This is a genomic window from Nocardia acididurans (assembly GCF_016741815.1).
Lineage (GTDB): Bacteria > Actinomycetota > Actinomycetes > Mycobacteriales > Mycobacteriaceae > Nocardia > Nocardia acididurans.
Genome location: NZ_JAERRJ010000004.1, coordinates 485,908 through 512,391 on the forward strand (window position 1 = coordinate 485,908; position 26,484 = coordinate 512,391).

Annotated in this window: 16 protein-coding genes; 5 read left to right on the forward strand and 11 right to left on the reverse strand. The window is 69.9% G+C overall.

The genetic code is table 11. The annotated features are described in order from the left end of the window. Window positions 1-123: 123 nt before the first annotated feature. The 4 genes from JK358_RS12955 to JK358_RS12970 all read right to left on the reverse strand — a co-directional run bounded on the left by JK358_RS12955 (window position 124) and on the right by JK358_RS12970 (window position 13,911). A complete protein-coding gene (locus tag JK358_RS12955; protein WP_201947140.1) occupies window positions 124-9,240 on the reverse strand; it encodes an amino acid adenylation domain-containing protein in 9,117 nt (3,038 codons plus the stop codon). A gap of 162 nt (window positions 9,241-9,402) precedes the next feature. Then, window positions 9,403-11,787: a condensation domain-containing protein gene (locus JK358_RS12960; RefSeq protein ID WP_201947141.1), complete on the reverse strand. Its 2,385-nt coding sequence runs from the start codon at window positions 11,785-11,787 to the stop codon at window positions 9,403-9,405. A gap of 235 nt (window positions 11,788-12,022) precedes the next feature. Then, window positions 12,023-13,003 carry a helix-turn-helix transcriptional regulator gene (locus JK358_RS12965; RefSeq protein WP_201947142.1) on the reverse strand — a complete coding sequence of 327 codons (981 nt, stop codon included), beginning with the start codon at window positions 13,001-13,003 and terminating at the stop codon, window positions 12,023-12,025. A gap of 59 nt (window positions 13,004-13,062) precedes the next feature. Continuing rightward, window positions 13,063-13,911, reverse strand: a complete 849-nt coding sequence (locus tag JK358_RS12970; protein WP_201947144.1) for a M23 family metallopeptidase — start codon at window positions 13,909-13,911, stop codon at window positions 13,063-13,065. Between the two features lie 208 nt (window positions 13,912-14,119). On the opposite strand from JK358_RS12970, the gene JK358_RS12975 reads away from it, so the two are divergent. From JK358_RS12975 to JK358_RS12990, 4 genes are all read left to right on the forward strand, one after another. After that, window positions 14,120-15,163 (forward strand): nitronate monooxygenase, encoded by a 1,044-nt coding sequence (locus tag JK358_RS12975; RefSeq protein WP_201947147.1) that lies wholly within the window; start codon window positions 14,120-14,122, stop codon window positions 15,161-15,163. 58 nt (window positions 15,164-15,221) lie between these two features. Beyond that, complete coding sequence (locus JK358_RS12980) at window positions 15,222-15,614, forward strand: SCO5389 family protein (protein ID WP_201947150.1); 393 nt, start codon at window positions 15,222-15,224, stop codon at window positions 15,612-15,614. A gap of 191 nt (window positions 15,615-15,805) precedes the next feature. Next, window positions 15,806-17,509, forward strand: coding sequence for a metallophosphoesterase (locus tag JK358_RS12985; RefSeq protein WP_201947152.1), 1,704 nt, complete (start codon window positions 15,806-15,808; stop codon window positions 17,507-17,509). Between the two features lie 85 nt (window positions 17,510-17,594). Next, a complete protein-coding gene (locus JK358_RS12990) occupies window positions 17,595-18,017 on the forward strand; it encodes an EF-hand domain-containing protein (protein ID WP_201947154.1) in 423 nt (140 codons plus the stop codon). On the opposite strand, the gene JK358_RS12995 is transcribed toward JK358_RS12990, so the two are convergent. From JK358_RS12995 to JK358_RS13025, 7 genes are all read right to left on the reverse strand, one after another. After that, complete coding sequence (locus tag JK358_RS12995) at window positions 18,018-19,220, reverse strand: HtaA domain-containing protein (RefSeq protein ID WP_232851171.1); 1,203 nt, start codon at window positions 19,218-19,220, stop codon at window positions 18,018-18,020. A 249-nt stretch (window positions 19,221-19,469) separates the two neighbouring features. Beyond that, a complete protein-coding gene (locus tag JK358_RS13000) occupies window positions 19,470-20,234 on the reverse strand; it encodes a DUF8020 domain-containing protein (protein ID WP_201947157.1) in 765 nt (254 codons plus the stop codon). 83 nt (window positions 20,235-20,317) lie between these two features. Further along, window positions 20,318-21,568 carry an ABC transporter substrate-binding protein gene (locus JK358_RS13005; protein ID WP_201947159.1) on the reverse strand — a complete coding sequence of 417 codons (1,251 nt, stop codon included), beginning with the start codon at window positions 21,566-21,568 and terminating at the stop codon, window positions 20,318-20,320. Beyond that, entirely contained in the window at window positions 21,558-22,538 is a 981-nt protein-coding gene (locus JK358_RS13010) for a branched-chain amino acid ABC transporter permease (protein ID WP_201947161.1), read from the reverse strand. The genes JK358_RS13005 and JK358_RS13010 overlap by 11 nt, the downstream gene beginning before the upstream one ends. Further along, complete coding sequence (locus JK358_RS13015; protein WP_201947163.1) at window positions 22,535-23,416, reverse strand: branched-chain amino acid ABC transporter permease; 882 nt, start codon at window positions 23,414-23,416, stop codon at window positions 22,535-22,537. The genes JK358_RS13010 and JK358_RS13015 overlap by 4 nt, the downstream gene beginning before the upstream one ends. Window position 23,417: 1 nt before the next feature. Continuing rightward, entirely contained in the window at window positions 23,418-24,140 is a 723-nt protein-coding gene (locus JK358_RS13020) for an ABC transporter ATP-binding protein (RefSeq protein WP_201947165.1), read from the reverse strand. Then, the gene (locus JK358_RS13025) at window positions 24,137-24,895 is read right to left on the reverse strand and encodes an ABC transporter ATP-binding protein (RefSeq protein ID WP_201947167.1); all 759 of its coding nucleotides are present in this window, start codon (window positions 24,893-24,895) and stop codon (window positions 24,137-24,139) included. The genes JK358_RS13020 and JK358_RS13025 overlap by 4 nt, the downstream gene beginning before the upstream one ends. Window positions 24,896-25,137: 242 nt before the next feature. Here JK358_RS13025 and JK358_RS13030 point away from each other — a divergent pair, with 242 nt between their 5' ends. Beyond that, window positions 25,138-26,463, forward strand: a complete 1,326-nt coding sequence (locus tag JK358_RS13030) for a PucR family transcriptional regulator (protein ID WP_201947169.1) — start codon at window positions 25,138-25,140, stop codon at window positions 26,461-26,463. Window positions 26,464-26,484 lie beyond the last annotated feature (21 nt).

The window sequence follows — 26,484 nt, forward strand, 5'->3', positions numbered from 1 at the left end:
AATGTTCACACCTTCACTTCGGTTGGTTTGTGATGATCGGCGTTCCCCGCTGCCGGGTTCTCCGCGCAGTTGCCGACCCGTCAGACCATACGGCCAAGCTCAATGCTTTGACAGCGGACATTATTACGGATTGATCGCACGTCCGTGCTCGGCCAGGCCGCCCAGGGCCTGAACCCACCCTTCGACCAGCTTCTTGACCTGTTCGAGGTCGAGGGCCACGCCCGCGAAATCGAAGCGGGCGAGCAGGCCGTCCTGTGTCGTGTCGACGGTGACATCCAGGTAGAGGTCGTCGGCGACGGGTTCCGGGTAGACACGGGCGGGCCGCAGATCGCGGTAGCGGAAGCCGATGCGGCCGACCGGGAGTCCGGCGATGTCGGGGACGGTGGCCGGGTTCAGATGCTGCAGCAACCCGAAGCCGACGCCGTTGGACGGCACCCGCCGGCGCGCGTCCCGGATTTGCTCCAGAACTGCTCCGGCGCAGGCTCCGCCCTGGCGGACGTCGTCGAAGTCGACGCCGTCGAGGCGCAGCGGCAACGGGTAGGTGGTGCTGAACGCGCCGACCGTGCGGGATCCGGCGGGGTCGCCGTCGCGGCCGTCGGCGACCAGCCGGACCACGGATCCGGTGGTGGGGCGGGCGGATTCACCGCTCTCGTCGAGCAGGGTGACGGCGAGCGCGGCCAGCAGGACGTCGTCGATGGTGGCGTCGTAGTGGCGGGCGACGGTGTCGACGGCGGCCGCGCCCTCACCGGTGATGGAGACCGAGACGCGCCCGCGTCCGGCGAGTTCCGGATCGCCGAGCAGGGCCTCCGGTGCGGTTCCCGCCGAAGCGCCGGCCAGAGTGTCGCGCCACCAAGCCAATTCGGCGACCGTGTCGGCGTCGCCGGAGCGGGCGGCGAGGGCACGGGCGATACCGCTGGGGTGCGCGTCCGCACTGGGCGGCGTCGCGTGCCCGCCGGACCAGAAGGCGGTCAGATCCTCGATGATCGTCCGCCACGAGGTGTCGTCGACCACCAGCCCGTTGGCCACCACCACGAGGGTGGCGGCGGCCCGATCGGCGGGATCGCCCCCGGACTCGGCCGCGTTCTCCACGAGCACGAACCGGATGTTGCGCCCGTTCTCCGGATCCAATTCCACCGCGGCGGCATTGATGACGGCCTGGATCGGATCCCCGACAGCCTGCACCCCCGGATCGAGCTGCCACACCACGGCGGCCCCCCGGTCCGGTCGCGCCGGAATATCCAGCACCGCACTGTCCTCGTCCCACCGCAGCCGGGCCCACAGCGCCGGATGCCGATCCAGCAGCGCGGCCACGGCCCGCCGCACCCGGCTCCCGGACAGATCAGCCCCGATATCGAGCGTGATGGCCCGCTCCCAGATCCCGGAGGAATCCACCTCGAGCACCCCCACCGCCCCCGCGGGCAACGGCGAAACCTGCCCCACCGCAGTGAGCCGCGGCGCGGCAGCGGCCAACGCCGCCCCCAACCCCGCGGGCACCCGCACACCCTCGCTCACAGGCGCGGGCGCGGAAACCGCCGCCCCCTCGTCCGCAGCGTCCTCGGCTGGCGTCCCGCCCCGCGTCTCCGCTCCGGGAACAGCAGAGCCCGACTCCGCCTCGGCAACCGTCTCGCGCCGCGTCTCCGCGCCTGGGACAGCAGAGCCCCACTGCGCCTCCGCGGCAACCGTCTCGCCCCGCGCGTCCGCGCCGGGAACAACAGAGCCCGACTCCGCTTCCGCGGCAACCGCATCCGAGGATTCCTCGACACCGGACACTGCGGCAGCCGCAGGCTCCGGCTCCGCAACCGCCGCACGCGTGGGCAATGATTCCGGCTCGGTAGAAACCGTACGGGCCGAGTCCGACTGGGTCTCCCCGAATACCTCCGGAACCGGCTGTGACTGTGCCGCAGCCTGGCGAACCGGCATGGGCTGCGGCTCAACGACAGCTTCCCGGGCGGCCCCGGGCTGCGATTCCGCGAAAGCCTCACGCTGCGGCTGCGGCTGCGGCTGCGGCTGCGGCTGCGGCTGCGGCTGCGGCTGCGGCTGCGGCTGCGGCTGCGGAGAAGCATCCCGAACCGGCATCGGCTGTGGCTCGGCGGAAGCCTCGCGAGCTGCGCCTGCCTCCTGTCCGGCGAAGGTCCCACGTGACAGGACCGATTCTTGCCCGGCGAAGCCCCCACGTGTCGGCACCGATTCTTGCCCGGCGAAGGTCCCACGTGACAGGACCGATTCTTGCCCGGCGAAGCCCCCGCGCGACGGCACCGGCTCTTGCCCGGCGAAGCCCCCGCGCGACGGCACCGGCTCTTGCCCGGCGAAACCCCCGCGCGACGGCACCGGCTCTTGCCCGGCAAAGGGAGCGCGGGCTGAAACCGGCTCCGTGCCGGCAATGGGCGCGTGAGGCGAAATCGGCTGTGGCTCCTCATGAGCCGCGCGAGCCGGTACCGGCTCCGACGGGGTCGCGAGGTCCGGTTCGGCGGTGGCAGGCTCGGGCGTCCGCTCGGCGCGGCGAGCGTGGGGGTCGGCGGCGGTTTCCCATGCGTTCGAAGCCGGTGCCGCTGCGGCGGATTCGAGGCCGCGATCGGTGGCGGCGACAGCCGGTTCCGCTGGGACGTCCACCTTGGGGACGACGGGGGCGGGGGTGGAGATCTCGGGTACGAGCCCGGTCAGCTCGATGCGCGGGAGGTACTGCGTCGGGGCCAGATCCTCGTAGGGGATCGAGACCTTGTTCCGGGCGGGCCGGTCGGTGACCTGCGAAGCAGCGGTGCCGAGGGCGGCGGCCGGGGGTGCGGCCGGTTCCTGGAGCACGTCAGCTGGATTCCCGGCGGCCACGGGCTCTGCGGCCGATGCGCCGAACGCCGTCGCACGGCCGAAGTCACCCTGTCGCACAACCGGGTTCGGTCCGGATGCCGGGTCCGCGGCGAGATCTCCGAAGGGAGACCCTGCGGTGGCCGGAGTTCCGGCCGACTCGGGTTCGGCGGCGGAACCGTCGGCAGATGGCCGCGCGGCGGGGTCGTCGACAGTGGCGGGTGGCGTGCCGCGATCACCGAAGGTGGCCCGTTCCGCATGTGGATTGCCGAACGGGTCCGATCCACCCAGCGGGTTGCCCAAGGGATCCGATCCACCCACCGGGTTACCGAAGGGATCCGATCCGCCCACCGGGTTACCGAAGGGATCCGATCCACCCACCGGATCGCCCAACGGATCCGATCCGCCCACTGGATCGCCGACCGGGTCCGATCCACCCACCGGATCGCCCAACGGATCCGATCCGCCCACTGGATCGCCGACCGGGTCCGATCCACCCACCGGATCGCCGAACGGCGCCGGGTCCGGGGCCGGGTGTTCGAAGTGTGCCGGTTCCTCGACTTCTTCAGGGTGCGAATCGAATTCGGGTTCGGGGGCGCGGAGTTTCACGCTGGGGGCGGCGCGGTCGATGGTGATCATCGGGAGGACGGCGGTGGTGGCCCAGGCGTCGTCCTCGGTGAAGGATTCGACCGGGGGCGGGGCCACGGCGGGGGCGGGCTGGTTGAGGTCGACCGGGGTGGCGGTGGCCAGGGCGCGCAGGATTTCGTGGGTGGATTTGTCGACGCGCAGCTGGACGTCGGGGTAGTTGGTGGCGAGATCGGTCAGGTCGGCCTGGGTGGCGGTGACGTCCTCGTGCAGGTAGGCGATATTGGCGGGCCGGATGCGGGTGGCGCGCTCGTCGTCCGAAATCGGTGTGGGCGGCCGGGATTCGACGTCGGCCCCGAAGACCGGATCGTCGAGGGTGAGCCAGTCGGCGCCGCTGGCGAAGCGAGGCAGCGCCGGGGTTTCGGCGGTGACGGTGAGACCGATGGTGGCCTTGGCTTCGGCGAGGGCGCGTTCGATGCGCGCGGTGTGATGCGCGGAGTTCACCGGCACGAGCGCCGCGCCGGTCTTGGCGACGGCCCATACGGCGAGCACCGACGCCACCGAGCGCGGCAGCGCCACCGCCACCCGGACGCGCGGCCCCGCGCCGCGGTCGATGAGAACCCGGGCCAGTCGCGAGGATTCGGCGTCGAGCTGCCCGTAGGTGAAGGTGCGGCCGCGGAAGACCATGGCCGGGGCCTGCGGGTCGGCGGCCACGGTGGCGGCCATGAGCTCGGGCAGGGTCGAGCCCGGTTCGCCCGCCGGTGCTTCCGGCACGGCGGCGGCCAGCCTGCTGACGACGGCTGTCGGATCCGCTGTGCCGGAGGCGAGCTCCGACAGCGCGGACGCCAACTGCGGCGCGGCCGGTTCCGGCGCATACGCGGGATCCGGTGCGGCGCGCAGTGAATCGCCGCTGGTGGGAGCGAATCTCGGTACTGCGGGTACCGAGTCCGCACGGGTGGGTCGTGGTTCTCTTGCGGTGGACGCGAACTCCGTCACGGGGGCAACCGTAACCGCTGGCGCGGACTTCGGTTCACTTTCCGTGGACGGGGCCGCCGCGGGCGGGGCGTCCGCGCTGTCCGCGGTGGGTTCGGTTCGCGGGGTGGGTAGCACGGATTCCTCCGACGTCGGTCTTTCGATGCGGCCGCGATGCTCCAGTTCGCCGTCGGCGGTCCAGGCGGCCAGGTCGCCGGTGCGGTACATGCGCTCCCCCGTGTCGAAGGGGTTGGCCACGAATCGATCGGCGGTGCGGCCGGGCCGCCCGAGGTATCCGCGTGCCAGTTGCGCACCGGCGAGGTACAGCTCGCCCGGCTCTCCGGCGGGCACCTGCCGCAGTCGCGAATCCAGTACGTAGACCCGGCAGTTCCACGCGGGCGCGCCGAGCGGGAGCGCGTCCTGATCGGCATCGCCGACGGCGTGGCTGGTGACGGACACTGCCGCTTCGCCGGGTCCGTAGAGGGTGTACAGCGCGACGCCGGGGTTGGCGGTCCGGAACCGCTGCATCATCGCGCCGGTCGGTGCCGCACCGTGGGTGAGCACGCGTCGCAGCGAATCAGGCAGCGCCCCATCGGATTCGGTCAGGAGCGCCGCGAGTGTGGCGGGTTCCGTGTGCAGCGTGGTGACCTGTTCGCGGTCCATGACCGCGTTCAGGTACGCCGGATCCTCGTGTCCATCCGGTGCGGCGACGATGAGGCACCCGCCGGATACGGCCGCCGACCAGAACTCCCACACCGACAGATCGACGGTGGCCGCGGTCTGCAACAGCACGGCGTCATCACTGCCGAGACCGAATTCCGCTGTCTTCCAGAGCATCTGATTGACGATGGCGGAGTGCGGCACGGCCACGCCGTCCATCTCGGCGGTGCAGGTCACGTAGGCGGTGTTGCCGGCGTGCAGCGGCGCGAGCCGTTCGGCGTCGGTGATCTGTTGCGCGGCCAGGGTTCCCAGCGCCAGCCGATCCATCCGAATCACCGGTGCGACATCGGTGACGAAGCCGGTGTCCCCGTTGGTCAGCACGCACACCGGGGCCACGGTGGCCACCATGCGGGCGGTGCGATCCCCCGGCTGATCCGGGTCGACCGGCACCCAGGCCCCGCCCGCCACGGTCACCGCGTACATGGCGATGACGAGGTCCGCCGACCGCCGCAGCGCCAGCACCACGCGGGATTCCGGCCCGACCCCCAGCGAAATCAGGTGCCGCGCCAGCGGATTCACCTGTTCGGCCAGTTCGGAGTAACTGAGTTCGAGCCGCCCCCGCGCTTCGTCCGCGACCAGCGCGAGGGTGTACGGCGACGCGGCGACGGTCCGGTTCAGCAGGCTCGCCAGCGTGGCACCGCCCTCGACCGGATGCCGAGTCTCGTTCCAGCTCAGCCGCACCCGTTCCGGTTCGACATCGTCGAGCGCCTCCGCCTCGAACGACGCGGCGGGCTCAACCGGCGCGGCGGGCTCAACCGGATCGACCAGCGCCACGTGCTCGTCCGACGCTATCGCGCCGATCGGGGCGAGGGGCTCGACATCGAGGTCCGCTCCAGCCGCGAATTCGTCTGCGGTCAGGGGATTCTCGTTGGCCTCGGTCGTCTCCCGAGCGGTATCGCCTGTGGTGTTCCCGGTGGGTCCGTGGAGGTAGTGCAGGTCGATGTCGCCCAGGCGGCGGGCGGCGGTGATCGTGTCGGCGTCGAGGGCGGAATCCGCCACGAGCAGGGCGCGCAGCGAGGTGAGGGCGGCCGGGTCGGCGCTCGCGGCGAAGGCGCCGAGCGCGGTCGGCGTGAACGAGGCGAGACCGACCCGTTCGGTGGCGATGACGGTCTCGAGGTAGCGCGGATCATGCCCGTCCGCGACGACGACCATGCGGCCGCCGACGGTCAAGGGCCCGAACAGTTCCCACGTCGAGATGTCGTCGGTCGCGGCTGTCGCGAACAGCACGACGTCCTGCTGGTTGAGGCCGTATTCCGTTGCCATCCGGCGGATCCGGTGCACGACCGCGCTGTGCGGCACCGCGTTCTCATCGCCCTCGCCGCCGAATACGATGTAGGCGGTGTGCGAATCCCGCAGGGGTGCACGGCGTTCCCCATCGGTGAGCGGCGACGGATCGAATCCGGAGAGTTCCAGCTCGTCGATGACGAGCATGGTCTGCCCGGGTTCGTCGAAGCCGTCCCGAGAGGTGGTGAGGATGCACACCGGCTCGGCCGTCCCGAGCGCGTGGGCGATTTGCCCGGCAGGCCCGTCCAGGTCGAGCGGCACGTACGCACCACCTGCCGCCAGTACCGCGTACACGGCGGTCACCAGGTCGGCGCTGCGCCGAATCCCCAGCGCAACTGTCGATTCCGGGCGCACCCCGGCGATGACGAGCCGTCGCGCCAGCCGATGCACGCGCGCCGCGAACTCCGAGTAGGACAGTTCGACGCGTCCGGGCGCGTCCTCGTACACCAGGGCGGTGGCGTACGGCGTGCGTTCGGCCTGCGCCTCGAACAGCGCGATCAGGTCGGCGGCAGCGTCTTCCGCCCCGTCGGCACCCGCGTCCACCGCGGTGGCGTTCCAGTCGAACGACATGCGTTCGTGTTCGTCGGCCGCGAGCACGTCGTAATTTCCGACGGGTTCGTCCGCGTGCGCCGCGATGGCGACCAGGATGCGCCGGAACCGTTCGGCGAACCCGTGCACGGTGTTCTCGTCGAAAAGGTCTGCGGCATAGGTGAACAGTGCGGCCACCCCCCGCGGCGTCCCGTCGTCCTCGGTCTGTTCGGTGAGGTCGAGCCGCAATTCGAACGCGAGAGGCCGCTCCGAGTCCACCGCCGGTCGGGGCAGTCCCGGCTTCCGGAAGGCCAGTACGACCTGGACCAGCGGATGTCCGCTACCGGTCCGTGCCGGTTCGAGAATGTCCGCCAGTCGCGCAAGGGGCAGGTCGGCGTGCTCGAACGCGGCGATGTCGGTCCGCCGAACCCGTGCCAGCAGCTCGGTGAAGGTTTCGCCCGGATCCACCTCGGCGCGCAGCACGAGCGTGTCGACGGATTCGCCGACCGGCGTACCGATGACGATGTCCCGGGTGCCCGACAGTCGGGCGAGCAGCACCGCGAAGGCCGCGTGCACCACCATGAACAGCGTCGAATCATTACGCTGCGCAAGCCGATTCAGCGCCGCCTGCACATGCGGATCGACATCGAAGTCATAGGTCGCGCCCCGGCTGGACCCGGCCGCTGGGCGCGGGCGATCGACGGGTAGATCCAACCACGCTGATACCCCGGATAATTCGTCGCACCAGTACTCGATATGGCTGTTCTCCAGGGCTTCCGGCACATCCTGCGAGTCGTCCACAGCCGGGCGGACGGATTCCGGCAGTGCCGCGCGATCCAGCTTTCCGGCGGTTGTCAGCGGGATCCGATCGAGCGTCATGATCGAGGCGGGCACCAGGTGTGCGGGCAGACGGTTCCGGGCGTGCGCGGTGAGCTCGGCGAGGTCGATCGAATCATGCTCGGCCGCATACACGTACGCGATCAGCGTGGTTTCGCCGTCCACTTCCCGGCCGACCGTGACGGCCAGATCCACCGGGGGGTGTTCGGTGAGCACGGCATCGATCCGGCCGAGGTCGACGGGTGTTCCGTCGATCTCGACCCGGAAGTCGTTGCGTCCCAGGTATTCCAGTTCGCCGTCGACGGTCCAGTGCACCAGGTCGCCGGTGCGGTAGAGCCGGGAGCCGTTGCTGTCGAAGGGGTTGGCCACGAATCGCTGGGCGGTGAGTCCGGCCTGTCCGTGGTAGCCGCGCGCCAGATCCGGTCCGCCCACGTACAGTTCGCCCGTCACGCCCAGTGGTGCCCGTGCGAGCTCGTCGTCGAGCACGTAGGCGGTGACGCCCGGAATGGGTGCGCCGATGGTGACCGGCCGATCCGGCAGCAGTTCGGTCATATTCGTCATGACCGTGGCTTCGGTGGGCCCGTAGGCATTCCAGAAGGCGCGCCCGTCGGCGGCCCAGCGCTGGACGAGGTCGGGTGGGCAGGCTTCGCCGCCGGTGATCACGACCCGCAGCGTGTCGAGTTCGGCGGGGTCGAGTCCGGCGAGGACGGCGGGGGTGAGGAAGGCGTGGGTCACCCGTTCGCGTTTCAGCAGGGCGGTGAGTTCGGCTCCGCCGGAGACGTCGGGCGACACCACGACCATGGTGGCCGCGCCGCCGATGGCCAGCAGCAGTTCGAGGATCGACGCGTCGAAGGACGGTGTCGCGAAGTGCATGGTGCGGGACTCGGTGGTGACGCGGTAGCGCCCCCGCTGTGCCTCGCAGCAGGCGGCGAGTCCGGCGTGGGTGACGAGAACGCTCTTGGGTTCTCCGGTGGTCCCGGAGGTGGGGATGGCGTAGGCCGGGTGTTCGGCGCGCAGTGGCCGCACGCGTTCGTCGTTGGTGATGGTGTCGGCGGGGTATCCGGCGGCGCGTTCGAGGGTGTCGGCGCTGTCGATGGCCAGCCATTCGATCGCGGTGGGCAGGTCCGCGAGGGTGTCGCCGACTGTCAGCCCCAGGACGGTTCCGGCGATCCGGTGTGTGCTGCGGTCGCCCGGCTGATCGGGGTCGACGGGTACGAATCCGGCGCCGGACTTCGCGACCGCCCATACGGCGATCACGGATTCGGCCGATCGCCGGATCCCGACGGCGACAAGGTCTTCCGGTCCGACTCCGCGATCGATCAGCAATCGGGCGAGCCGGGTGGATCGCATGTCGAGTTCGGCGTAGCCGAGGGTGGCGGTGGTTCCGGTGGCGTCGGCGAGGACGATCGCGATTCCGGCGGGGTCGGCTTCGACGGCGGTGCTCAGCAGCTGCGGCAGGGTGGGGATGCGGGGTCGCCTGGTTCGGGTGGGTCGTACGCGGGCCGGGCGAGTCATGCGCCAACCACCCGGAACTCGTTGTGCCGGTTCCCGACCACCCGAATCATGAAGCTGTCCTCATCCTGTCCGTTGTTGCTCGTGCCCGCCGCGCATACCGGAAACCATCGGGTGTGCGCAGGCTGTGTTACTTCGTGCCGACTGTGTTCATCAGGTTGCCGATCACCGTTCCGGCAGGACGACGACCGGGGTGGGCGTCGCCCATCGCGCGGTGCCGGGTGCGGCGTCGGTGATGACGCCGCGGAGGTCGGCGAGGGCGGCCGGGTCGATCTCGGCGAGGCGGGTGTGGTCGGCGAACAGGTGGGTGACCCATTCGTCGGCCAGCGCGCCGGTGAGGTCGTCCGCGGCGCCGGCGGGCAGGGTGACCGTGGCTCCGGCCAGGCCGACGGTCACCGATTCGATCAGTGCGAGAGCGGATTCGGGGCCGGCCAGGGTGTAGGTCCGGGATTCGTAGGTCAGTTCGGCCGCGGTCAGCACTCCGTCGGCTATCGCGGCGAGCTGGTCGTAGCCGAGGGTCGCGGCGCCGTGGATGTAGGCCGGATCGTCGCCGCGCAGGGCGCGTACGCGGTCGGCGTAGGTGACCGGGCGGGCGGAGGCGGCGGCGATCTCGTCGGCGACGGCCGGATCGTCGAGGGCCAGCCAGTCGATGCCGTCGGCGGGGACAGCGCCGAGCGTGACGCCGACCTTGACATCGAATCCCGCTGCGCCACCGTGGATGGCCTCGATTCCGTGCACCGCCGTGGCGACGGGCACCAGGGCGGCCCCGGCCTTGAGTACCGCCCAGGTGGCGACCGCTGCGTCGACGCCGCGCGCCAGCCGTAGGGCGACTCCGGTGCCGGGCCCGCTCCCCCGCCCGATGAGCACCCGCGCGAGTCGCGAGGATCGGGCGTCGAGTTCCCGATAGGTGAGGACGTCTTCGCCTCGGGCCAGGGCCGGACCATCCGGATCATCGTCGACCACGGTGGTCAGGGTCCGGGTGAGGGCGGTCCCGCGTGCGGCGGAGAGCGTGAGGGTCACCGGCGTGGGTTCGACTGCCACCACGGCGGATTCGCCGACGGTGGCCTGTGCCGGGGTGTCGAGTTCGGGGGAGGCATCGTCGATTCCGAGGGCGCGCACCGGAATATCCGGGTCCGCGGCGACCGCGGTGAGGATGCGGCCCAGGTCGTCGCCCAGGCAGTCGATGGTGTCGTCGTCGAAAATATCTGTCGCGTAGGAGAACACGATGCCCAGTTCGCCCACCGCGTCGCCGGTGGCGGGTCCGGGTTCGATGCCGATCTGCAGGTCGAAGGTCGCCGCGGCGAGGTCGACGTCGAGCGCCGCCACGGTGAGCCCGGGTAGTTCGAGGGCCGGGGCCGTGCTGTCGTGCGCGGAAAGCACCACCTGCGGTAGTGGATTCGCGGGCGTTCGTCCGGGCGCGGCGGTTTCCACCACCCGTTCGAAGGGAATGTCGGCGTTCGCGCAGGCGGCGAGCCGGGTCGCCCCGGCCTGGCGGATCAGATCGGCGAAGGATGCGGCGGGATCGACGGCGGTGCGCAGGATCAGGGTGTTGGCGAACAGTCCGACCAAATCCTCCAGCCCCGGTTCGGTGCGGCCGGTGGTGGGCATGCCGATGACCACGTCGGAGCTGCCGGAGATGCGTGCGAGCAGTACGGCGAGCGCGGCGTGCACCACCGTGAACAGTGATGAATCCTGCTGTCGCGCCGCCGTGTCCAGGCCCGCGTGCACTGCGGCGGGCAGCAGGAAGTCGACGACGGCGCACCGCTGTGAGGCGATGGCCGGTCGGGGCCGGGTCAGCGGCAGGACCGGGGTTTCCGGCAGTCCGGCGAGTCGTTCCCGCCAGTACGCGGATTGCCGTGCGGCGAGCGAGTTCTCGTCCTCGTCGGAGCCGAGGATGGCCCGCTGCCGCTTCGCGAAGTCGGCGTATTGCGTGGCCAGCGGGGCCCAATCCGGCGCGTCTCCCGCGAGGCGGGCCCGGTAGGCGGTCATGAGGTCGCGGGCCAGCGGGTTCATGGCGGCCCGGTCGGCGCAGATGTGGTGGGCGACCACGATGAGCAGATAGTCGTTGCGGTCGTCGCCGGTGAGCAGCCGGACGCGCACGGGAACCTGTGTGGTGACGTCGAATCCGGTGGAGATGAGTTCGGCGACGCGGCCGCCGATATCGGCGGATCGCTCCACCACGAGCCCGTCGGGCAGGACCTCGTCGACGGACAGGATCTCCTGGTACGGCACGCCGGGCTCGGATTCCGGGTATCGGGTGCGCAGCACTTCGTGCCGCTGCAGCACGTCCTCGGCGGCCCGGCGCAGTGCGGGCAGGTCGAGCCGCCCGGTGAGCCGTACGGCCATGGGTATGTTGCGGGCCGCGGATTTCGGATCGAGCCGGTTCTGCGCCCACAGGCGTTGCTGGGCCGGCGACAGCGGTGGCCGCTCCTCCGTCGGTGCGAGCCGGGCGGCGGTGGATTCGGCGGCGAATTCGACTGTGGCGGTGAGCGGCTGCCCGGACAGCGGGCTGCCGGAACGGCGCAGGTCGGTATCGCGCGCTGTTTCCATTCGAGTGCATTCACCTCTCGGGTCTAGCTGGTCCGCTCGCCGAATGCCTTCGGCCGACCGAACTTCGACCGATGTCTTCCCGGCCTGCGGACGGGGCCATCATATCGGTGCCGCCAAGTCCCGCGGACTGCTCGAATGCAGGGACTTTCGGCTACCGGCCGCCGTCGGCGCCGTGGCGTGAACTGCGCCACAATCGATCAGTGGCGGCTATCACCGATAGGGTGTGCGCCCGTGTTCACAGCCAGCCGCGGCGCGTAGCCTGCACTCCCGCTTGGAATCTCGTGCTGGCGCCGAGGCGTTCCAGCAGACTCGCGGTGCGGCGCACCACGGTTCGCCGGGACAGGCCGAGTCGCCGCGCGATGGTGTCGTCGGTGGCGCCCATGCTCATGAGGGTGAGGATGGCGCGGTCGCGTTCGTCGAGGGCTTCGGCGGGGTTCACCGAAATCGGTGTGGCCATGGACCACAGCGCGTCGAAGGTTTTGACCAGCAGGTCGAGGGTGGGTGAGGGACCCACGCGCACGCCCATGGGATCGCCGCGGCGTTCGTCGGTGTGCAGCACCAGGACCGCGCGGCGGTCGTCGGCGAGGATGAGCTTCATGGGCGGGTCCGGCAGCGTACGGGCCTGTGCGCCTACGGCATTGGTGGCGAGCACGTGCCGCAGTCGTTCCGGATCCTGGTAGATGGTCTCCTGGTAGAGGGTGCGGTAGTCGATGCCGGCCTGGATGCGCGCCGACTTCAGTTCGAACAGTCGCTCCTCGGTGTCCACGTCGGACAGGAACGGACCGCGTTCCACCACTTTCACATTGGCGTGCGCGGTGTGCTGCAGATCTTCGAAATCGGCCAGCAGCTGGCGTCTTTCGTAGACCGCGACCACGGCGCCGTCGGCGTCGGTGGTGCGGCGTACCGAGCGGAAGGTCTCGCCGAGGCGGGCCGCGGCGGATTGCATGCGCAGCATGTCGCGGTTGCGGCGGCGGGTTTCGGCTTCGGACAGGGCTTCCGGCGCGTGGGCGTCCCAGCGCACGGTGCCGTTGGGTTCGGCGAGCCGGACGGCGGCGTCGAGGTGGCAGAGCGCTTCGAGCGCGGCTTCGGCCACGCGTGGCGGGGTGCCGAGTCGTTCCGCGACTTCGAACGCGGTCGACCGGGGATGTTGTACGAGTACCGCGTATGCGCGGCCGTGCAGCGATGCGGGGTCGAACAGGTCGTCGAGACTGGTCACCGCACCCACTGGTACGCGCCGGTCCGGGAATCTCCCCGGCGCGGGTGCCGGTGACCGGTCTACTGGGCCGGGCCCCACTGCTGCTGCATGATTACGCCCTTGCTGGCCAGCCATGGCAGCGGATCCATCTTCCCTCCGGCGGCATCCCAGATCTCCAGGTGCAGGTGGGGACCTGTGGAGTTGCCGCGATTTCCAACTGTTGCGATGACGTCACCGGCGTTCACGCGCTGTCCGGCCTGTACGAGCATGTCGTTCACATGGCCGTACACGCCGATGGTGCCGTCGTCGTGCTGTACTCGCACCCACAGGCCGAAACCGGAAGCCGGACCGGCTTCGATGACGGTGCCGCTCATGACGGAGTGGATGGGCGCGCCGAGGGTGTCGGCGAAGTCGATGCCGTAATGCATTGCGCCCCAGCGGGCTCCGTAGGTGGAGCTGATGACGCCGGCGACGGGCCGCACGGCCTGCTGCGGGGCGAACTGCTGTTGGAACTGCTTGAGCGCGGTTTCGGCCTGGGTCAGCGGCGCGGAGATCTCCGGCGGCAGGTTGGTGAGACCGAAGGGGGCGGGGGCGGCGACGTCGGCGACGGGCGCGGCCTCGGCGACCGGGGCGGCTTCGACGGGCGCGGCGGCCTCGGTGGTCAGTTCGCCCGCGCCTTTGAAGGAGTGTGCGGCGTTCTTGAGCAGGACCGGCTCGTCGGTGACGGTCTGGTCCTGGTGCGGCGACAGCGGCGAGGCGTTGGCGATCGCGGGGACCAGCTGGGTCACGGTGCCGATGAGGGCGCCCGCGGCGACGGCGGCTCCGGCGGCGACCTTCACGCGGTCGGTGGTGGTGGAGTCGGCTCGGTGCCGGGTGCTTCGAGTCGCGGTGCCCGCACGGCCCGCGCCACAATCACCCAGCAAATCCATTACGGAAACAGAGTTCGCAGTCTCTCGGTGGTGCGGCAAAGCTCGTCCTAGCGTTCGGTGGGGCCGGTAACGATTCGGCATCGCTGTGACGGAAACTGTACTCGCCTGTGACCATTCCGCAACCTTCTTGGGGAAAAGCCCAGGTAGCCGACGTGAACAGCTGATCACGAAATCTTCATCGGTGTTATGAAGGGGCACACTGGAAGGCGTGCTTCTGGATGAGCTGGGTACCCCGATCGTTTTGGCCCCCATGGCGGGCGGGCCGTCCACACCCGAACTCGCGGCGGCGGTGTCGAATTCCGGCGGGCTGGGTTTCATAGCCGCGGGCTATCTCGGCGCGAATGATCTGGGCGAGCGGATCAAGGCCACCCGGGCGCTGACTTCCGCGCCGTTCGGCGTGAACCTGTTCGTGCCGTCCGCGCCGACGCCCGAGGACGCCTACCGCGGCTACGTGGAAGCGCTCGCGCGGGAATTCCCGGTCGGAGAGCCGCGATTCGACGCCGACGACTGGGCGGCCAAGCTGGATCTGCTGGCCGGCGATCCGGTGCCGGTGGTGTCGTGCACGTTCGGCTGCCCGTCGCCCGCGGAGATCGAGCGGCTGCACGCGGCCGGATCCGAGGTGTGGGTGACGGTGACGTCGGTGGCGGAGGCGCGGGTGGCCGCGGAGGCCGGGGCCGATGTGCTCGTGGCACAGGGCGCGGAGGCGGGCGGGCACCGGGGCGGTTTCACCGACCGGCCCGAGGACGACCTCACCGATCCGCCCGGCTTGCTCACCCTGTTGCAATTGCTGACCGCCGCGGTGGCGTTGCCGGTGGTGGCGGCGGGCGGGATCGCCACGGGTGCGGCGGTGGCCGCGGCGCTGGTGGCGGGTGCGGCGGCGGCACAGGTGGGTACGGCGTTCCTGCGCTGCCCGGAGGCGGGTACGCCGGCGCTGCTGCGCGATGCCGTGGTCATCGATACGCCGACCGTGCTGACCCGGGCTTTCACCGGGCGGCGGGCCCGTGGGATCCGGAATCGATTCCTGCTGGAGCACACCGACGCTCCGGCCGCGTACCCCGAGATCCATTACGCCACCGGGCCTTTGCGGGCGGCCGCGCGGGCGGAGGGAAATGCGGACGCAGTGAATCTCTGGGCGGGCCAGGCACATACGCTCGCACCGGAGCTGCCGGCCGCGGAACTGGTAGCCAAACTTTCAGCGGAAGCCAAAGCCGCAGTGCAACGGGCACTTTCGACGCGAATCCAGGGTTATTGACAACCTTTGTCGTTTAGACTTGGCCAACACCCTCCCACCACCCACTGAGGAGAGCGCCATGTCACTCGACGTACCCACCGCACTGCTCGAACGTGCCGAACGCGGTGAAGTCAACGACGCCGAATTCGTCGAATGTGTCCGTAACTCGCTGCCCTACGCCTATGAGGTGGTCAGCCGGGTGGCAGCCGATCTGCATTCCGGCACCGCGGAATTCGCCGACAACGTGATTCCCCCGCCGGACGAGACCGCCCGCGGTCAACTCCTGCGCGCGATGGCCTCCGACGCCATCCGCGGCGGCCTGGAACGCCACTTCGGCATCAAACTCGCCTTCCAGAACTGCCATCGGGTAGCGGCCTTCCCGCTGTCCTCGGTAGGCGGCGAAACCTACAGCACCTTCATCTCCACCCGAGCCCAGCTCTTGAACCAGAGCCCCGAGCTCCGCAACTGCTGAGCCCCAACAGATTCCGCGACCCCGGCCCACCGGTCCGGGGTCGCGGCGCGTCACCGGCGGCGCCGGAACCACCTGACCTCACGAACAACCGGCCAGATGAACCCGGCACCGGACAGAGTTAACCAAACATTTGCCGATACGGCGCTGTGTCGGATTGTGTTCGACACCTGAAGCGACGAGCATCCGAGCGCATGCCGTCGCTTCACCTGAACTCCGCCGGCGATATCCCCGATACCGGGATTCCGGCGCCGATCGCTGCCCAGCTGACCATGGCCGAACAGTACGAATGGCATCGCGCGCACCTGCGCCGCCATTCGGTGTCACGCCGCAACTTCCTGCGCGGATCGGCGGTGGCCGCCGCACTGGCCGCCGTCGGCGGGTCGCCGTTCGGCGCCCGCGCGTACGCGGACGGGACGCAGGTGGCGGTGGGCGGGCGTCATGTGGGCTTCGGCCCGGACGCCGCGAGCCAGTTGCGGTTCGCGGGACAGTTGTCCCGCAATCCTGGCGCCACCAAGGTTTTCCTGGATCATGGGCCGACGCCCGCGCTGGGCGGCACCCTCGAGGCCGAGGTGCGGAATCTGGTGACGCAGATCCCGTCCAGTGACGGCGGGGTGCTTGCCGCCGAGCAGTTCTATGTGCACGCTCCGGTGGACGGCCTGGCCGGACGGATGCCGCACTTCTACCGCTGGCGCACCTCCGACGGGTTCACCGGCGATATCCGGGCCGCCGCCACCGCCATGCCCACCGCACGAAACGCGGTGCTGCCCTTCCGGTTCACCATGATGGGCGATCAGGGCACCGACGAAACACCCACGCAGCCCGCCGGATTGGCTCCGGGCGACTACGACGATCGCTACTACAAGCCGGACAACGACCCCACCGCCCCGCACGCGGGCAATGTGCTGCGCCGAATCACCGAGTCCCGCCCCGACTTTCATGTCCTGGCCGGTGACATCGCCTACGCGGACCCCTCGGGCGCGGGCAAGCAACCCCAGTTCGTGCCGTCCGGCGGCACGCCGGCGAACGGCTTCGACAAGTTCAATCCCTATGTGTGGGACGCCTATTTCGGCGCGATCGAGGCCAGCGCCTCGACGACCCCGTGGATGTTCGCCACCGGCAATCACGATATGGAGGCGGCCTACGACACGCACGGCTACGGCGGTCATCTGGCCCGCCTGGACCTGCCGTCGAACGGCCCCGCCGGTTGCCCGTCGGCCTACTCCTTCACCTACGGCAATGTGGCGGTCCTGTCGCTGGACGCCAACGACATCTCCTACGAGATCCGCGTGAACACCGGCTATTCCGGTGGCGGGCAGTCGAGTTGGGTGGAGCGCACGCTGGCGGCCCAGCGCGCCGATCCGAATATCGATTTCATCGTGTGCTTCTTCCACCACTGCGCGTACTCCACCACCGATTCGCACGCCAGTGACGGCGGCGTCCGGGACGCCTGGTGCGAGTTGTTCGACCGCTACCAGGTGGATCTGGTGCTGCAGGGCCACAATCACATCTTCGAACGCACCGACCCGATCCGCGCCCGCACCGCGACCCGTGCGGCCCTGGACAATTCGATCGTCTACCCGGAAACCGACGGCACCGTCTACTACACGGTCGGCGGTGGCGGCCGTCCCCGCTACGGTTTCCAGCCGGGTTCTCCGGAAACCTATCGGGGCCACGAGGTCGCCGACACCACCGTCCCCAACAGCTATGTCTGGACCTCCGACGGCGGCAAGCAGCCCGAGGCCGCCCCGTGGTCGCGGGTCCGCTTCCGCAACTACTCGTTCATCCGGGTGGATGTCCGGCCCGGCTTCTTCGCCAGCGAGATGGATGTGGTGGCGGTGGACGAGTACGGCAACGAGTTCGACAAACTCACCTATCGCCGCCGGGTCCGCGCGTGACCATTCCCACCGGCCCTTGACCAGCACGCGGTGGTGCGGTCGAATTCAGCCTGCACCACCGCATTCCACGACCGAGGGGCCCGCCATGACCGCCGATCACCCAGCCGACACCTTCGACCTCTGGGACCGTGACGGCGACGGCCAGATCTCCGCCGACGATATTCTGGCGGGCATCACCGCGCTGGGCCTGGAGATCGACGAGAAGGCGGTGGGCCGCCTGGTGGCCGCCGCCGACACCGACGGCGACTTCCTCATCTCGCGCGCCGAATTCGATGCCGCCCGCCTGGGCCGCGATCTCGAGATCACCGACGCCGACGCCGCTTTCGACACCTTCGACACCAACCGCAACGAGCTCATCGAACTCGACGAACTCGAATCCCTGCTGCGCACCTGCCCGGGTCTCACGCACGAGTCCGCCGAAACCCTGCTGGCCGCGGCGGATGCCGACGGTGACGGCTACCTCAGCCGCGCGGAGTTCGCCGCCCTGCTGTCGCGGCTGGCGGGCTGATCAGTAGCGGAAGCTGATCGGGGCCGCCGCCCGTCCCGCGTACGCCTGGAGCGACAGCGGGGTAAGGGTGGGCTCGAAAGTGGCTGACACCTGGGACCATTCGGTGCGGCCGGGGGTGGCCGGGGTGTCGAGGCGGGCTACCCGGATGCGCCGCATGGAATCCGAGCCGATGGTGTCCGACGTGGAGGTCAGCGCCGTGAGCCACGTTCCCGCGGAGGTGAATTCGATCCACGGGTCGGCCAGCGCGATCTCACCGAGGTGGAAGCGGGTGGAGGCGGTGACGACGCCGCGGTAGCGGACGGTGCCGAGTCCGGTCGCCGGATCGATGTCGGCGTCGTCGAGTGCGAAGGTGAGGGCCTTGTCGCGGACGGCCGCGCCGTCGGCTCCGGAGACCGAGCCCTGCAGGGTGCCGGTGACGGTATCGGCGAATCCCGGGGCCACGGACCAGGTCAGATCCGCGGCGGGGGCCACGGCGGTGTTCGGGCCGGGCGCGGGGTCGAAACGCACCGGCGCGGCGAGCTCCTGGCTCGGGTTCACGGATTCGGCCGCGGCGTAGGTGTAGACGCCGTAGACCGCGTCGGCGGGGATCTTGGCGGGCTCTGCGACGTCGAGGACGGCGGTGAAGCTGCCGTCGGCGGCGAGCGGCACCCACTGCTTGCGGATGGTGCGCTGCAGGTCGAAGGGGAACCGCGGCACCTGGTTCAGCGCGGACTCGCTGAGGATCCACTGCACTTCGGAGCGGGCGGCAGCGCGGGCGGCGCCGGGTGCGCCCCCGGAGGGACGCCAGTCCGGCGCGAACGCGCCGAAGGTGACGAAGGTGCCGTGCGGAACTCCCGGCGGCACGGGGACCGGGAGGCCGTCGGTATTGGCAGCGGGGTCGAAGCCGGTGCCCTGCACCACGATGCGGTCACCAGGGTGCAGGACGGTCGTGCCGAGCGGGGTCACGCCGTCCGCGGCGTAGAGCGCGATCGCGGGCTCAGCGGGCGTGGCGGGCGACGCGGGCGTGGCGGGCGCGGCGGGCGCGGCGGGCGCGGCGGGCGCGGCGGGCGTGGCGGGCGACGCGGGCGCGGCGGGCGACGCGGGCGCGGCGGGCGCGGCGGGCTCAGCCGCGGCGTGCGCGGCGTGCGCGAATACGGCGGCGAGAGGGGCGAGCACGCCCGCGAGCACTCGATTGCGGACAGGGCGCGGCGACGCGGTACTCATGGCGGCACCGTATCGAAGGGCGATATTCCCCACTCCGCCTGGGGTTTTTATGGCCGGAATCCACCACCGCCGGAGCCGTCGCCCGGACGGAATCACATCCGCCGGAGCCGTCACCCTGACGGAATCACATCCGCCGGAGCCCTCGCCGTGCCGGGAGCGCTGCGCCGGCGCCCGGCAGCACAGCGTGCCCGGACCTGATCGGTCCGGGCACGGTGCGGCGGTCGCGGCCCGTCGACCGCACGCTCGGCGCTATTTCGCGGGCGCGGGCACGGACGGGTCCTTGCAGTAGGCCAGTTCGGCCGGGCAGGGCGTCAGGATGGTGCTGAAGTACTGGTAGGCCGAGAACAGCGCCAGCGGACCGCCGACGGTGATCAGGCCGACCACGGTGCCGACCGCGCCGAGGGTGGCCGCGCCGAGCACGCAGCCCGCGATGGTCGCGCCGACGAACGGCAGCAGCAGCGCGATCACCGGGCTGGAGATGGCCGCGCCGGCGGCGCCGCCGACCAGGCAGCCCACGCCGCCGCCCAGCACCGCGCCGACGATGGCCGCCACCGCGCTGCCGATGGTCAGTCGCTGCGCGAGTACGCCGAGGGCGGATTGGTCACGGGGAGTGAAGGATTCGGCGACATCGCGCAGCGCCGCGTCGGTGGAGACGATCTCACTCGCCGCGATATCGGCCACCGGTGTGCCGTGCTCCCGCGAGGGCGTGAGAACCGCTGTGCCACCGTTGATCTCGGCGGCGATCGGATAGGACGCGTTGTTCATGCGGTAGGTGAGCGGCACGGAGGCCACCGGCGTCCCGGCCCGGTCGGTGAGCACCAGTTGCTCACCGACCGCCTGTAGCTTTCCGTCACTGGTGGTGAGGACGGCCGAATCCCCCTGTCGGCTGACTTCGTAGTGCACTTCCTGCTGCACCGGGATCTCGGCTGCCGGTGCCGCCCAGGCGCTGCCGGAGGTGATGCCGACGGCGATGGTGGCCAGGGTGGCGGTGACAAGGGAATTGCGGAGCTTCATCGGGTTCCTCGCTGAACAGATGGGTAGGGGTCGAACTGGATGGGTTGGGTTGCCGGACTTGGGCTGTGGGGATCGAGCGGGGTCTACTTGCCGGTGTCGATGACGTTTCCGACGCGGACCCAGTGATCGCCTTCGAAACGCTGGATCTGGATGGCCTCCATCGGGAAGGCATCGCCCGGACCGGTTTTCAGGGTGATGCCGGGGATCAGGGTGTCCACGGTGATGCCGGAGATGTTCCGGGCGGCATCCCGAAGCCCTTCGCGGGTAGCGCATTTCGCCGATTCGAAGGTCTTGTGGAAGCTTTCGGCGGCGGCCCAGCCGACGAGGGTGTAGGTGTTGGTCGGATCCGCGCCGGGTGCGTACTTGGCGAGTTTGGCGCGGAAGAGCCGCATGGCCTCGTCATCGGTCCACTGCGGGTCGGAGGGGTCCTTGGTGAACGCGCCGGACACCACGCCCTGCACGTTCGGGAAGCCGACCGGTTTCAGCACCGAGACCGAGTTGGCGACCATGGACAGCATGTGCAGCGGATTCCAGTCCGGGTTGCGGACATCGGCCGAGAGCGCCTGCGCGGCGAACTTGGAGGTGGAGAAGTTCAGCAGCACATCGGGTTTCGTCTCCGACAGGTTGCGCACCTGGGCTTCGACGGTGGGATCGGTGACCTCGTAGCTCTGTTCGGCGACAATGCGGACGCCGCTGCCGGCGATACCGGCGGCGAAGGCGTCGCGCAGGTCCTTGCCGAAGTCGTCATTCTGGAACAGCACGGCCACGGTGGCATTCGGCTTCTGCTCTTTCACGTACTGCGCGAAGGCTTTTCCTTCGGCGAGGTAGCTGGGCTGCCAGCCGATGGTCCACTCGTGCTCGGTGTCCGAACCCCATTTGGTGGCTCCGCCCGCGACGAAGATCTGCGGCACCTCGCGGTCGTTGAGGTAGTCCCATACTGCGGAAGACGTTGGTGTGCCCAGGGTTTGGAAGACGGCGTACACCTGATCCTGTTCGACCAGGCGGCGCACCTCCTCGACGGTCTTGGCGGGCTGGTAGCCGTCGTCGCGCACCTGGTAGTCGACCTGGCGGCCGCCGATGCCGCCCTTCTCGGCGTTGACGTAGTCGAAGTAGGCGCGGACGCCCTTGGGGATCTCGCCGTAGGCGGAGGCGGGTCCGGACAGCGGGTAGACGCCGCCGAGCTTGATGCCGGTGTCGGTGATGCCGACGGTCTGCTGTCCCTTGCAGTCGCCCTGGGCGGCGGATCCGCCGCTGTCGCCGCGGCCGCCGCAGGCGGTGAGCGTCAGCAGTACGGCGGCCGCGACTCCGATGGCGCGAAAAGCCCTAGTGCGCATTGGTTTTCCCTTTCCGAGCGAACTGTTCGATCCAGTGCGCCACCCGGCCGGAGAGTCCGGCCAATCCGGTGGGCGCGAGGTACATGACCGCGATGATCACGAGGCCGAAGACGACTCCGGGCGCGGCCTGGTTGACGTCCTGGGAGAGGCTGGGGACGTACATGACGAAGAATCCGCCCAGCAGCGGGCCCCACAGGGAGCCCAGTCCGCCGACCACCAGTCCGGCGAGCAGCGTGATGGACAGGCCGGTGGCGAAGGAATCCGGTGAGACGTAGGCGATGACCCAGGTGTAGACGCACCCGGCCATTCCGGCGAGCATGGCGCTCCAGGCGAAGGCGAGGGTCTTGTAGTGCGCGGGCCGCACGCCCATGATCTCGGCGGCGACCTCGTTGTCGCGAATGGCGTTGAGCGCCCGGCCGACTCGCGACCGCTTCACCCCGGCGATGATCAGGAAGCTCAGTACCGCGACGCCGAGTGCCAGGAAGTACAGCCACTGATCCTCGGCCAGCCCGCTCCATTCCGGCGGCACGATCTTGTCCACAGTCAGGCCCATGGATCCGCCGGTGAGGGATTCGAACCGCTTGAGCAGCGGCACCAGGAAGATGGCGATGGCGAGGGTGACCAGCGCCAGGTAGAGCCCCTTCAAGCGCAGCGCCGGAATGCCGAGTGCGAACCCGAGGACGAAGGTCAGCGCCGCCGCGACGGGCAGCGCCGCGAGATACGGTGCGTCCCACCGGTCGATGAGCAGCGCCGTCGTGTACGCGCCGATGGCCAGGAAGGCCCCGTGCCCGAGCGAGATCTGCCCGGTCTGCCCGACCAGCAGGTTCAATCCCACCAGCGCGACCGCGTACACCATGGCCATGGACAGCTGAAAGGTGTGGAAGGGCGCGAGCTGGAACGGCAGCGCACAGGCCGCCACCAGCAGGACGGCGACGATCAAACCCGAACGGTAGTGCAGGACTTTGCTCATACGCGTTCCACCGCCGCCGTTCCGAAGAGTCCCTGCGGCCGCACCAGCAGCACGCCGAGGATGATCGCCAGCGGCACACCGATTTTCAGCTCGGTGCCGATGACGTCGACATACGCGCCGGTGAGCGTTTCGGCCACACCGACGATGAGTCCGCCGACGACCGCGCCGCCGGGGCTGTCGAAGCCGCCGAGGGTCGCCGCCGCGAAGGCGTAGATGAGGACCCCGCCCATCATGTTGGGTTCGAGGAAAAGCACCGGGGCGGAAAGGACTCCGGAGACCGCGCCGACCAGGGCCGACAAACCCCAGCCGAGGGCCAGCACCGCGCCGACGCGAATACCCGTGAGCCGCGCCGACACCGGATTGCTCGCCACGGCCCGCATGGCCAAACCGATTCCGGTGTACCGGAACATGACGTAGATGAGCCCCATGACCAGTGCGACCACGGCGATCACGCCCAGGCTGCGATAGTCGGTGGTGACGCCACCGGCACGTAATGCCCCGTCCGGGAAGGGATTCGGGAATGCCTTCACCTGATACGACCAGATCCACCCGGCCGCGGCATTGGTGAAGAAGTACAGGCCGACGGTGACGATCACCAGCGTGAGTTCGGGCGCTCCTTCGACCGGCCGGATCACCACCCGTTCGATGAGCATGCCGCCCGCGAAAGAGATTGCGAGGGCGGCGATCAGCGCCAGCCAGAACGGCGTGCCGCCTTCCACGAACTGCCAGGCCAGAAACGCCGAGAACATGGCCAGCTCGCCCTGGGCGAAGTTGACGATGCCGGTGAAGCGGTAGATGAGCACCAGGGCCAGCGCCAGTCCGGCGTAGATCGCACCGGCGCTGAGCCCTTCGATGAGCTGCTGCAGGAATCCGGTCATGTCACACCCGGTATCCCAGGTAGGACCGCGCGACCTGTTCGTCGTCGCGGATCTGTTCCGCGCTGCCGGACAGGACGATTCGCCCGGTCTCGAGCACGTGCGCCTGATGGGCGACGCCCAGCGCCAGATGCGCGTTCTGTTCGACCACCAGCACGGTGGTGCGCTCCTGTCTGTTGATGGTGTGCACGATCCCGAAGAGTTCCTGCGTGATCAGTGGGGACAGCCCGAGCGAGGGTTCGTCGAGCAGCAGCAGGCGGGGGCGCAGCATGAGGGCCCGTCCGATGGCCAGCATCTGCTGCTGGCCACCGGACAGCCCGCCGGCGGGTTCGCGCACCTTCTCCTTCAAGATCGGGAAGAAGTCGAAGACCCGCGCCAGATCGGCCTCGACTCCCGCCCGGTCCCGTCGGGTGTACGCGCCCAGCCGGAGGTTCTCCCCCACGGTCAGCGCTCCGAAGGTGCCGCGCCCCTCCGGAACATGCGCGACCCCGCGCCGCGCGACCGCCTCGGGTGCGCGCCCGGCGATGTCCTCGCCGTCCAGCCGCACCGTGCCGTGCGGGCGGACCATGCCGCACAGCGCGCGCAGCAGGGTCGTCTTGCCCGCGCCGTTCGGCCCGAGCAGCGCGCAGACTTCCCCGCGCGCCACCGAAAAGCTCACGCCGTGAAGTACTTTCGCGCCGCCGTAGCCCGCGTGCAGGTCCTCCACGCTCAGAAATGGTTCACTCATGCCGCACTTCCCAGATACGCGGCGATGACCGCCGGATTCTGTTGCACCTCTTCGGGTCTGCCTTCGGCGATGACCACGCCGAATTCCAGGCAGACCACGCGCTGACAGGTCCCCATGACGAACCCCATGTGGTGTTCGACCACGACGACCGTGAGGCCGAGTTCGTCGCGCAGCCCGGTCAGCCGCTGCGCGAATTCGTCCACCTCGCCGTGGCTGAGGCCGTTGACGGGTTCGTCGAGCAGCAGGATCTTCGGCTGCACGGCCAGTGCCCGCGCCAGCTCGATGCGTTTGAGGGTGCCGAAGGGCAGTCCGGCGGCGGGGTGGTCGGCGACGTCGATCAGGTCGAGTCGCTCCAGCACCTCGTCAACCTCGGCGCGCAGCCGGGCTTCCTCACGCCGCACCCTCGGCAGTCGCAGCGCCGCGCCGGTGAATCCGGCGCGGGCCCGGTGATGCGCGCCGACCAGCACGTTGTCGCGCACCGAGAGGCGCGGGAACAATCCGAGATTCTGGAAGGTGCGCGCGATGCCGAGCCCGGCCAGCGCGTGCGGCGGTTGTGCGAGCAGATCGCGGCCGTCGTAGCGAATGGTGCCGGTGGTGGGGGTGTATCGCCTGGTCATGCAGTTGAACAGCGTCGTCTTTCCCGCCCCGTTGGGCCCGATGAGCCCGACCATCTCGCCTGCTGCGACTTCGAAGCCGACCTCCTGTAATGCGGTGATCCCGCCGAAGCGGACGGTGAGTTGGGAGATTTCGAGCATGTGTCCTCCGGCCCGCGTCGATCGGCGGGCTGAGTTTCCGTGCGGGGCGTCACAGTCGCCCCTGCCGGTGAATCAGTGCTCGCCAACAGTAAAAGGGCAGGTCGAGGCGCACATTGGGTGTGGAGGACCAACTTGGTGGCGCAGGTTTGTCCTCCGTGGACAGTGCGTTTGTCCGCCGCGAACAGTGCGTGGCGGACGAGCTCGCGTTGACACGTCCAGCAACTCATGGATTAATCCGGGCTATGTCAGCTCGATCACATCCGTCCGACGTCGCACATCCGGACGAGGTGGTGGCCGAGCGCTTCCGCATCGTGCACCGGCTCATCGACCGTGTACCCGATATGGCGGACTCCGGCGTCGCGGCCATCGTCACCCAGATCCCCGCCTACGCCGACCGTGACGAGGACTTCCTCGCCGACGTCCGCGACCAGCTGGCCCAGCTCTGCCGCACCGGGCTCAGCGCCATGCTGGAGCATCGCAAGGTGACCGCGGAGGACATCGCCTACGCCCGCCGCGCCGCCGCGCGCCGGGCACGGGCCGGGCTCACCCTGGTCGACTACATCAGCGCCTTCCGGCTCGGGCAGCAGGCGCTGTGGAAGCTGCTGATCACCGCGGCCGCCGATTCCGAGACCGGGCGGGAGGCGGCGCTGTCGCTGGTCGTCCCGCTCACCCGGTTCTGCGATCTGGCCAGCACTCAGGCAGCAAACGCGTATCTGGAGTTCCAGCAATATCTGTCGGCCGAGACCGACGAGAGCCGGGCGCTGCTGGACAGCCTGCTCGACGGCGCGCTGCCCGAACGCGGGCCGCAGCTGTCGCTGGCGCACTCGTACGGCCTGGGCGCGGACCCGGCCACGCCCATGGTGGCCGTGACAGCTGTTGTGCTGGACAGCAGTTCGGGCGCACGCTCCGGATCCGATACGGACGCACGGCATTTCGCCTCCGCCGCGCTGGCCCGCGTGGGCGTGAACGGCCTGCGCACCCTGGCCGCCGCCCGTCGCTCCGAGGTGGTCGCGATCGTGGCCCTGAGCCGCTCCGGCGACACCGCCACCCTGTTCGACCGCCTGCGCCGGGCCCAGGAGAAGTTGCGGGCCACCGGAATTCCGCTCGCCATCGGCGTCAGCCCGGTGGTCACCCGCATCGCGGATCTGCCGCGCGCCTACCAGGAATCGCGCACCGCCCTGGAGCTGCTCCCCACCGGCGGCGGCGTGCTCGCCCTGCCCGAGCTCACCCCGTTCCGCTATCTCCTGCTGCGCGCCGACGAGACCGCGCGCCACCTGGTGGACCCCCGCATCGAAGCCCTGCTCGCCGAGGACCGCGCGCGCGGCGGCGCGCTGGCCGAGACCATCCGCGCCTTCGCCGACGCCGACCTCAACCTCCGCGAGGCGGCCGACGCGCTGTGCGTCCACCACAACACCGCCAAGTATCGTCTCGGCCGCATCCAGGAGCTCACCGGCCGAAACCCCAGGCGGGTCAAAGATCTCGTCGATCTCCTGGTCGCGATCGACCTCCAGGAGCCCGCACAGGCCCCGAACAGCATCCCGCCCGAAGCCTCACGCCGAGCGGGCTGACCCGGACGTCAGCCGAACCCG

Coding starts and splice junctions, on each gene's coding strand:
- JK358_RS12955 (WP_201947140.1), bottom strand. CDS start 9,240: ATGACTCGCCCGGCCCGCGTACGACCCACCCGAACCAGGCGACCCCGC.
- JK358_RS12960 (WP_201947141.1), bottom strand. CDS start 11,787: ATGGAAACAGCGCGCGATACCGACCTGCGCCGTTCCGGCAGCCCGCTG.
- JK358_RS12970 (WP_201947144.1), bottom strand. CDS start 13,911: ATGGATTTGCTGGGTGATTGTGGCGCGGGCCGTGCGGGCACCGCGACT.
- JK358_RS12980 (WP_201947150.1), top strand. CDS start 15,222: ATGTCACTCGACGTACCCACCGCACTGCTCGAACGTGCCGAACGCGGT.
- JK358_RS12985 (WP_201947152.1), top strand. CDS start 15,806: ATGCCGTCGCTTCACCTGAACTCCGCCGGCGATATCCCCGATACCGGG.
- JK358_RS12990 (WP_201947154.1), top strand. CDS start 17,595: ATGACCGCCGATCACCCAGCCGACACCTTCGACCTCTGGGACCGTGAC.
- JK358_RS12995 (WP_232851171.1), bottom strand. CDS start 19,220: ATGAGTACCGCGTCGCCGCGCCCTGTCCGCAATCGAGTGCTCGCGGGC.
- JK358_RS13000 (WP_201947157.1), bottom strand. CDS start 20,234: ATGAAGCTCCGCAATTCCCTTGTCACCGCCACCCTGGCCACCATCGCC.
- JK358_RS13005 (WP_201947159.1), bottom strand. CDS start 21,568: ATGCGCACTAGGGCTTTTCGCGCCATCGGAGTCGCGGCCGCCGTACTG.
- JK358_RS13010 (WP_201947161.1), bottom strand. CDS start 22,538: ATGAGCAAAGTCCTGCACTACCGTTCGGGTTTGATCGTCGCCGTCCTG.
- JK358_RS13015 (WP_201947163.1), bottom strand. CDS start 23,416: ATGACCGGATTCCTGCAGCAGCTCATCGAAGGGCTCAGCGCCGGTGCG.
- JK358_RS13020 (WP_201947165.1), bottom strand. CDS start 24,140: ATGAGTGAACCATTTCTGAGCGTGGAGGACCTGCACGCGGGCTACGGC.
- JK358_RS13025 (WP_201947167.1), bottom strand. CDS start 24,895: ATGCTCGAAATCTCCCAACTCACCGTCCGCTTCGGCGGGATCACCGCA.
- JK358_RS13030 (WP_201947169.1), top strand. CDS start 25,138: ATGTCAGCTCGATCACATCCGTCCGACGTCGCACATCCGGACGAGGTG.